The organism is Amycolatopsis rhizosphaerae, assembly GCF_007713715.1.
In the GTDB taxonomy this organism is placed as follows: Bacteria; Actinomycetota; Actinomycetes; order Mycobacteriales; family Pseudonocardiaceae; genus Amycolatopsis_E; species Amycolatopsis_E rhizosphaerae.
This window is the reverse complement of sequence record NZ_VJWX01000033.1, coordinates 21,281-28,396: the sequence shown is the minus strand read 5'-3', so window position 1 is coordinate 28,396 and position 7,116 is coordinate 21,281. Positions and strand designations below refer to the sequence as shown.

The 7,116-nt window shown below is 70.2% G+C and carries 10 protein-coding genes and 1 pseudogene; 7 read left to right on the top strand and 4 right to left on the bottom strand.

Features of this window, described 5'->3' with window-relative positions; translation table 11 throughout:
• The 4 genes and pseudogenes from FNH05_RS05940 to FNH05_RS05925 all read left to right on the top strand — a co-directional run.
• Positions 1–221 (top strand): annotated as a pseudogene (locus FNH05_RS05940) (phosphoribosyltransferase); the annotation flags it as partial.
• Between the two features lie 49 nt (positions 222–270).
• A complete protein-coding gene (locus FNH05_RS05935; RefSeq protein ID WP_144586255.1) occupies positions 271–1,269 on the top strand; it encodes an aldo/keto reductase in 999 nt (332 codons plus the stop codon).
• Positions 1,269–1,904: a TetR/AcrR family transcriptional regulator gene (locus FNH05_RS05930; RefSeq protein ID WP_144586254.1), complete on the top strand. Its 636-nt coding sequence runs from the start codon at positions 1,269–1,271 to the stop codon at positions 1,902–1,904. The genes FNH05_RS05935 and FNH05_RS05930 overlap by 1 nt, the downstream gene beginning before the upstream one ends.
• 7 nt (positions 1,905–1,911) lie before the next feature.
• The gene (locus tag FNH05_RS05925) at positions 1,912–2,847 is read left to right on the top strand and encodes an NADP-dependent oxidoreductase (protein WP_144586253.1); all 936 of its coding nucleotides are present in this window, start codon (positions 1,912–1,914) and stop codon (positions 2,845–2,847) included.
• 49 nt (positions 2,848–2,896) lie between these two features.
• Here FNH05_RS05925 and FNH05_RS05920 read toward each other — a convergent pair whose 3' ends face one another.
• Positions 2,897–3,577: a TetR/AcrR family transcriptional regulator gene (locus tag FNH05_RS05920; RefSeq protein WP_144586252.1), complete on the bottom strand. Its 681-nt coding sequence runs from the start codon at positions 3,575–3,577 to the stop codon at positions 2,897–2,899.
• 124 nt (positions 3,578–3,701) lie between these two features.
• On the opposite strand from FNH05_RS05920, the gene FNH05_RS05915 reads away from it, so the two are divergent.
• Positions 3,702–4,148: a nitroreductase family deazaflavin-dependent oxidoreductase gene (locus tag FNH05_RS05915; RefSeq protein ID WP_144586251.1), complete on the top strand. Its 447-nt coding sequence runs from the start codon at positions 3,702–3,704 to the stop codon at positions 4,146–4,148.
• Here FNH05_RS05915 and FNH05_RS05910 read toward each other — a convergent pair.
• Positions 4,135–4,779 (bottom strand): DUF998 domain-containing protein, encoded by a 645-nt coding sequence (locus FNH05_RS05910; protein WP_144586250.1) that lies wholly within the window; start codon positions 4,777–4,779, stop codon positions 4,135–4,137. The two genes, FNH05_RS05915 and FNH05_RS05910, sit on opposite strands and share 14 nt — an antisense overlap.
• A gap of 79 nt (positions 4,780–4,858) precedes the next feature.
• Positions 4,859–5,641 carry a hypothetical protein gene (locus tag FNH05_RS05905; protein ID WP_144586249.1) on the bottom strand — a complete coding sequence of 261 codons (783 nt, stop codon included), beginning with the start codon at positions 5,639–5,641 and terminating at the stop codon, positions 4,859–4,861.
• 64 nt (positions 5,642–5,705) lie between these two features.
• Here FNH05_RS05905 and FNH05_RS05900 point away from each other — a divergent pair, with 64 nt between their 5' ends.
• A complete protein-coding gene (locus tag FNH05_RS05900) occupies positions 5,706–5,915 on the top strand; it encodes an RNA polymerase sigma factor sigma-70 region 4 domain-containing protein (RefSeq protein ID WP_144586248.1) in 210 nt (69 codons plus the stop codon).
• Positions 5,915–6,445 carry a Clp protease N-terminal domain-containing protein gene (locus FNH05_RS05895; protein WP_144586247.1) on the top strand — a complete coding sequence of 177 codons (531 nt, stop codon included), beginning with the start codon at positions 5,915–5,917 and terminating at the stop codon, positions 6,443–6,445. Before FNH05_RS05900 ends, FNH05_RS05895 begins: the two co-directional genes overlap by 1 nt.
• Here FNH05_RS05895 and yczE read toward each other — a convergent pair whose 3' ends face one another.
• A complete protein-coding gene (gene yczE, locus FNH05_RS05890; RefSeq protein WP_144586246.1) occupies positions 6,446–7,081 on the bottom strand; it encodes a membrane protein YczE in 636 nt (211 codons plus the stop codon).
• Between the last annotated feature and the right edge of the window lie 35 nt (positions 7,082–7,116).

The following is a 7,116-nucleotide window of genomic DNA, read 5'->3' as shown; positions in this document are numbered from 1 at the left end:
GTGTGACCGCGCGCGCCGCCGCGCGGATGCTGCGGCGGGACCGGCCTCGCAGCCTGATCTTCGCCGCCCCCGTCTGCGCGCCCGAGGCCGCGATCGGGCTGAAGTCGGAGGTCGACGACGTGGTGTGCGTGCTGCGGCCGGAGCGGTTCCGGGCGGTCGGGGAGTGGTACGCGGACTTCGGCCAGACGACGGACGAGGAAGTCATCGAACTGCTCGGGTGACAGGTTTCAATTCTTGAAATCTGTAACCCCACTCGGTAGCGTCAGTGTCGTGAAGCAAGCACAACTCGGAACAGGGCTGCGCGTCGGGATGATCGGCTTGGGCTGCGCCGGTATGTCCGGTGCTTACGGGAGAGCCCAGGACGAGCGAAGCATCGCGACGATCCGGAGCGCGCTCGACGCGGGGATCACGCTGATCGACACGGCCGACCACTACGGCATGGGCCACAACGAGTCGCTCATCGGCCGGGCACTGCGGACGGTCGATCGAGGCCGGGCCGTCGTCAGCGTGAAGTTCGGTGCGCTGTTCGGGGTGGACGGCAGCATGCGCGGCGTCAACGGCCGACCGGACTCGGTGGCGAACTTCCTGGCGTACTCGCTCCAGCGACTCGGCACCGACCACGTGGACATCTACCGACCGGCGCGACTGGATCCGACGGTCCCGATCGAGGACACGGTCGGCGCAATCGCCGAGATGGTCGGCAAGGGCTACGTGCGCGGTATCGGACTTTCCGAGGTCAGCGCCGCGACGCTGCGCCGGGCACACGCCGTGCATCCGATCACCGACGTCCAGATCGAATACTCGCTGTTCAGCCGCGGTATCGAAGACAGCATCCTCCCGACCTGCCGCGAACTCGGAATCGGCGTCACCGCCTACGGCGTGCTCGGTCAGGGCCTGCTGTCCGGCGCGTACCGGCCGTCCCCGACCGACAACGCGCAGACCCGAGGCCACTTGCCCCGCTTCGCGCCCGGCAACGTGGAGATCAACCTCGGCCTGGTCGAGCGGCTGCGCACCGTCGCCGCCGTCCGCGGGATCACGGTGGCGCAACTGGCGATCGCCTGGGTGCTCGCACAGGGCGCCGAGCACCACGACATCGTCGCGACCATCGGGGCCAGCCACCCGGAACGCATCGTGGAGGCCGTCGGCGCTCTCGAACGGGCACTGTCCGATGACGACCTGTCGGCCATCGAGCAGGCCGTCCCGAACGCGGAGGTCGCGGGCGCCCGTTACGCAGCTCCGCTGCTTGCTCTGCTGGACAGCGAGCGCTGATGCCTGCCAGTACACCCCTGGACCCGGAGCGCATCCTCGCCGCTACCGAGCAGATACTGCGCCGCCACGGGCCGGCCAAGGCGACGGTCGTCGACGTCGCACGGTCGCTCGGCGTCAGCCACGCCGCGGTGTACAAACACTTCGGTTCCAAGCAGGCGCTTCGCGAAGCCGTCACCCGCCGCTGGCTGGACAAGAGCCGTGACGAGCTGGCCGCGATCGCCGGCGACGAGCGGATACCGCCCCCACGACGCCTGCGCGTCTGGCTGCACGCCGTGCTCGCGGGCAAACAGGCCAAGATCCGCGAGGACCCCGAGTTGTTCGACGCCTATGGCGTCCTCGCGGCCGCGCACAGCATCGTCGCCGAGGACCACGTCGCCGACCTGCTCGCTCAGCTCGAACAGATCATCGCCGCCGGTGCCGCCGACGGCAGTTTCACCACGACGGATCCGGCGGCCACCGCCCGGACCGTCTACCTCGCCACCGCCCGCTTCCACCACGTCGCCCACGCGGGCGACTGGCTGAGGCCCGATGTCGACGACGACCTCGACGCCGTCTGCACCCTGCTCCTCGCGGGTCTGCGAGCCATGCCCGGGGCGGCGTCGGACCCGACCGATCACAAGTCCCGCAGGGAGTGAACAGATCATGGTTCAGGCAATCGGAGTCACGCAGCCCGGCGGCCCGGATGCGCTGCACGCCCTGGACGTCGCCGCCGAGCCCCTCGGACCGCAGCAGGTCCGCATTCGCGTGAGCAGCGCGACCGTCAACCCGACCGACGCCATGATCCGCTCCCGCCCGCAACAGGGCGACGCCGACACCGTCCGGGTTCCGGGTATGGAGGTCGCCGGAGTGGTCACCGAACTCGGCTCGGAAGTAGACCGCCCGATTTCGGCCGGCGATCCGGTGATGGCCGTCGTGGTACCGAGTGGTGCGCACGGCGGCTACCGCGCCGATCTCGTCGTACCGGCCCGATCGGTCACCAGGATCCCGCCCGGGTTGTCCGAGGTCGAAGCGGCCACCGTGCCCATGAACGGCCTCACCGCCCAACTCGCGCTCGACACCCTGGCCCTGCCCGCCGGTGCCACCGTGGCCGTTACGGGAGCAGCCGGTACCGTCGGCGGCTACTTCATCCAGCTGGCCAAACTGGCCGGGCTCGTCGTCATCGCCGACGCCGCCGCGTCCGATGAGCAGTTCGTTCGCGGTCGCGGCGCCGACGAAGTCGTACCGCGCGGCCATGACTTCGCTTCGGCGCTGCGCGAACTCCACCCCGACGGTGTCGACGGGCTCCTCGACGCGGCTGCCCTCGATGCCGCGGCACTACCGGCGGTCAGGGACGACGGCGCCGCCGTGACCGTGCGTGGCTACCAGGGCGACGGGAGCGAACGCGTGCGCGTCGCCCCGATCTTCGTCCGCGACTACGTCGGGGCTGCCGAGCGGCTGGACCGGCTTGCCGAACTCGCCGGAGCCGGACGCCTCACGATCCGCGTCGCCGAGGTGCTGCCCGCGGCCGCTGCGGCCGAGGCTCATCGCCTGCTCGAGCAGCGTGGCAGGCGCGGCCGCTACGTCTTGCATTTCGACTGAGCGGACGCTCGTTGCCGGTGGGGAATGGCCTGGCTCGAGGCGCACCTGATCAGCTGAGTCCGATCAGTCTCGCGGTCTGCTGGGCCGTGTAGGCGAAGAACGGGTCCGCCGGGTCGGCGCTGCCGACGTACTGGCCGAACAGCTCGAAGCTGATCACGCCGAACAGCTGGGTCCAGGAAAGGAGCAGGCGGCAGAGGTCGTCCGGGGTGAGCTTGGAGCCGAGTGCCTTCCGGAGGGCTTCCGCCTGTTCTCGCAGCTCCGCGGAGAGGGACGGCCCCTCGTTGACGGGGTGCAGCGGGGCGGATTCGACCACCTGGATGAGGGCAAGCGCCACGCGGGCGGCCGGGGTCACGGTGTCCTGCGGAGCCTGGTAGCCGGGGATCGGCGAACCGTAGATCAGGGCGTATTCGTGGGGATGGGCCAGCGCCCACGCGCGCGCCGCCCCCCAGATCAGCTCCCAGCGGCGGAGGGGGGTCTGCGAGGGATCGTCACCGGCCTCCGCGGCCTCGCCGAGCGCGTTGTACGCGTCGATGATCAGCGCGGTGAGCAGCTGGTCGCGGCTCGGGAAGTACCGGTAGAGCGCGGAGGAGACCATGCCCAGTTCCCGGGCCACGGCGCGCAGGGACAGTCCGTTCGCGCCGACTTCGCCGAGCTGGCGGCGCGCCTCGTTCTTGATCTCCTGGGTGAGTTCGGCCCGGGCACGGTCGCGGGCGGTACGAGGGGCTGACATGGTCCCAGTCTGCCAGGCGGGAGAGCGCTAGACAATTTCGAGAGCAGTGCTCTTGACTGAGTACGGCTGAAGGTGTTCACTGATCTCAACAGAGATCACCGCTCTCAAACAGAGGGAGAAACCGATGAGCGAGACCGTCACCATCCAGCGCGGCAGGTTCGAAGCATCGCTCCACGCCACCGTCATCTGGCTCACGCGGCACGGCGTCAGCCTGATGGGCAGCAGGGTCCTGTCGGTCCGGGGGCGCAAGAGCGGCGAAATGCGATCCGTGCCGGTGAACCTCCTGCCCTTCGAAGGCGAGCAGTACCTCGTCGCACCCCGCGGTCAGACCCAGTGGGTGCGCAACCTGCGTATCGCCGGAGAGGGCAGGCTGCGGGTCGGGCGCCGCGAAGACACGTTCACGGCCGTGGAACTGACCGACGACGAGAAGCCCGACCTGCTGCGCGCCTACCTGAAGCGCTGGAAGTGGGAGGTCGGCATGTTCTTCGACGGCGTGGACGCGAAGGCTTCCGACGAGCAACTGCGCGAGATCGCTCCGAAGCACCCGGTGTTCCGCATCAGCGTTCACTGACCGCGGGGGCGGAGATCGCCTTCCAGAGCACGGCGATGATCGAGCACAGCAGCGCGACGTCGACCGCGAGCGTGGCCCGCTGGACGACGCCCACCGGGAGCAGCCACGGGCACAGGATGCAGAGCCCGAACACCAGGAGACAGGCCACCGCGGCGTAGGACAGCCGGGCCAGCAGGCGGCGGCCCGGAACCTCGTGGAAGCGGGCGAAGCGTTCGAGCAGGCAAAGTGCCAGCGCGGGCAGGCTGAGGAAGGCCACCAGGCACGAGTACAGGTGGATCTCGCCGCTGACCGGGTCGGGATGACTGTCGTAGCTGGCCGGGAAGAACGCCGCCAGGGTGAGCCCGGCGGACCAGGTGCCGAACAGGATCCGGGGCGTGCCGCGTACGGGCACGCTGGTGGTGCTCAACGCGGCGAGCAGGGCCACGGAACCCGCGGCCAGCGCGAGCATGCTCGCCGCGAGCATGCCGGTGCCTCGATCGGTGAAGGCGTAGCTGGACAGCGTGTCGGTGACGGGATTGTGGCCGCTGATCAGGTGCAGCACGGTCATGGTGAACCCGGACCATGCGATCGCCACGGCAGCGGCGATCAGCCACAGCCGGGTTCTGTCCCCTTGTTCGCTGGTGATCCCCATGCGGTTCAGCCTGCTCAAGGCCGCCGCTCCGGTGATCCGGAGAAGTCCCTGATCTTCCCCCTAGGGATTCCGGCCGGGGTCAGGCGTCGTGGACCGCCGCCTCGGCGAAGTCGGCCACGATCAGCGCCTGGTCGTCGTGTCGCTTGGGGCGCGGCCATTTCTCGCCGTGTGGATCTTCGTCCTCCGCCGCGCGCACCGCGTCCAGGACCGCGGCGGGCCCGTGACGACGGGCGAGCGCGAGCGCTTCGGGCCAGTCGAACAGGCCGTACTCGTCCACGCCGACCGCCACTCCATCACTCGCGAGCAGCACGGTGCTAAGGGCGTCCGTGGGCCAGCTCCGGCAGACCGCATGGGTGGCGGCGGCCGGATCGGCCTCGGCCACCCAGAATCCTCCCGGGGTGTTGCGCAGAGCTCGCACCGCGGCCCCGGTCATGAGCTTTCCCGCCCGTCGCAAGCGAATCAGCCGATCATCGGCGACCACCTCGTACCCAGTCTGTCCAAAAGCGACGATCGGGCTGTCCGCGAGTACGAGCGCGTCGATCCGTTCGGCGGTCCAGCGCAGCACGGCGACCGTGCTCGACGGTGCCCGTCCGGGCCGCAGTCCCTCCGCCTCGGCCACCTCGGCGATCGAGCCGGCGAGGAGGCCGGTCAGTTCCGCTTCCGGATCGGCGCGGAGCGCGGCCGAGAGCCGGTCGGCGAGCAGGCCCGCGTACCAGCCGCCCGGCGGAAGGTCGGGACTCGGGGAGGTGGCGCCGTCGAGCAGGAGCGCGGCGTTGTCCAGCACGACGACGTGGTCTTCGGTGGGGCGCGGCCTGCCGTCGGCGCCGACGCCCGCGTGTTCGGCGATGGCGATCTTGGGCATGTCCCGAGCCTACGGTCCGTCAACTTTGGTTGACACTCGCCGAGTGTCAATGTAAGTTGACACCATGACTGAGGCAACCGAACTGGCGGCCCGGGCGGGCGACCGCGATCCCCGGGTGGGCCTCCGGGCCGTCGCGGCGCTGCGCCGGCTCCTCGAACAACTCGAGGCCGTGCAGGTGCGCAGCGCCCGCGTCCAGGGCTGGTCCTGGCAGGAGATCGCCGCCGAACTCGGCGTCAGCAGGCAGGCGGTACACAAGAAGCACGGGAGGAATTGATGTTCGAAAGGTTCACCGGTGACGCCCGTGCGGCGGTCGTGGAAGCGCAGCGGGATGCCTTGGCACACAACAGTCCCGAGATCGCCCCGCTGCAGGTGCTCACCGCGCTGCTGCGTGTCCCGGACAGTGGCGCGAGGCGTGTGCTGCACCGGCTCGGCGTGCCTGCCGAGGAAATCGTCGCGGAGGCCGAGCGGGTACGGCGGCGCGGGGGCATCAGCCTCGCGGAGGCCGAAGCCCTCGGCGAATTCGGGATCGACGTCGACGAGATCGTCGATCGGATCGAGCGTGCCCACGGGCCGAACGCGCTCGATGCCGCCCGGGCCCGGCCGGGACGGCGGGGTCGTGTCCCGCTGACAGGCGACGCGAAGAAGACACTGGAACTGTCCTTGAAGGAACTCGTCCGGGCCGGCGGGAAGCGCCTCGGCTCCGAACACATCCTGCTCGCGCTGGCGGTCCTTCGTGGCCCAGCCTCGGACGTGCTGGCGCGCTTCGGGCTGGACGCGCCCCGGCTGCGGCAGGCGGTGTCCTGATCACGCCGCGTCGGGGTCGGCCCGCCGCCACACCACCAGCGGCAGGAAGGTCTGCGCCAGCGGTCCGATCGTGACCGCGTAGAGCACCGTTCCGACGCCCACCGTGCCGCCCAGCAGCCAGCCGGTCGCGAGCACGGCCAGTTCGATACCGGTGCGGACCGGGCCGACGGGCCATCCGGTCCGCGTGGCCAGCCCCGTCATCAACCCGTCACGCGGGCCGGGGCCCAGCCGCGCACCGACATAGACGGCGGTGGCGAGGCCGTTGAGCACGATCCCGCCGGTCAGGAGGGTGATCTGCCAGGCGAGGTCGTGCTGCGGCGGCAGGACCGCGCGCACCAGGTCCACCGTGAACGAGATCACCACCACGTTGAGCACCGTGCCGATCCCCGGGCGCTGGCGGAGCGGAAGCCACAGCAGCAACACGGCCACGGAGGCGATCGCGACGGCCGTGCCGAAGGACAGGTCCGTGCGTTTGGTCAGCCCCTCGTGCAGGACGTCCCACGGGTCCAGGCCGAGGCGTGCCCTGGTGAGCATGGCCATGCTGGTGCCGTACAGGGCGAGGCCGCCCAGGAGTTGGGGGAAACGCCGAACCGGGTCGACGGACAGGCTGACGGGAGCGAGATCGACGGAAGCCACGAGTGCAGCCTGCTCCAGGATTGGCCTGGTTTTCC

Bases quoted from the DNA above. Each gene is read 5' to 3' on its own strand.
- FNH05_RS05930 (WP_144586254.1), top strand. From the start codon at position 1,269: ATGCCTGCCAGTACACCCCTGGACCCGGAGCGCATCCTCGCCGCTACC.
- FNH05_RS05925 (WP_144586253.1), top strand. From the start codon at position 1,912: ATGGTTCAGGCAATCGGAGTCACGCAGCCCGGCGGCCCGGATGCGCTG.
- FNH05_RS05920 (WP_144586252.1), bottom strand. From the start codon at position 3,577: ATGTCAGCCCCTCGTACCGCCCGCGACCGTGCCCGGGCCGAACTCACC.
- FNH05_RS05915 (WP_144586251.1), top strand. From the start codon at position 3,702: ATGAGCGAGACCGTCACCATCCAGCGCGGCAGGTTCGAAGCATCGCTC.
- FNH05_RS05910 (WP_144586250.1), bottom strand. From the start codon at position 4,779: ATGGGGATCACCAGCGAACAAGGGGACAGAACCCGGCTGTGGCTGATC.
- FNH05_RS05905 (WP_144586249.1), bottom strand. From the start codon at position 5,641: ATGCCCAAGATCGCCATCGCCGAACACGCGGGCGTCGGCGCCGACGGC.
- FNH05_RS05900 (WP_144586248.1), top strand. From the start codon at position 5,706: ATGACTGAGGCAACCGAACTGGCGGCCCGGGCGGGCGACCGCGATCCC.
- FNH05_RS05895 (WP_144586247.1), top strand. From the start codon at position 5,915: ATGTTCGAAAGGTTCACCGGTGACGCCCGTGCGGCGGTCGTGGAAGCG.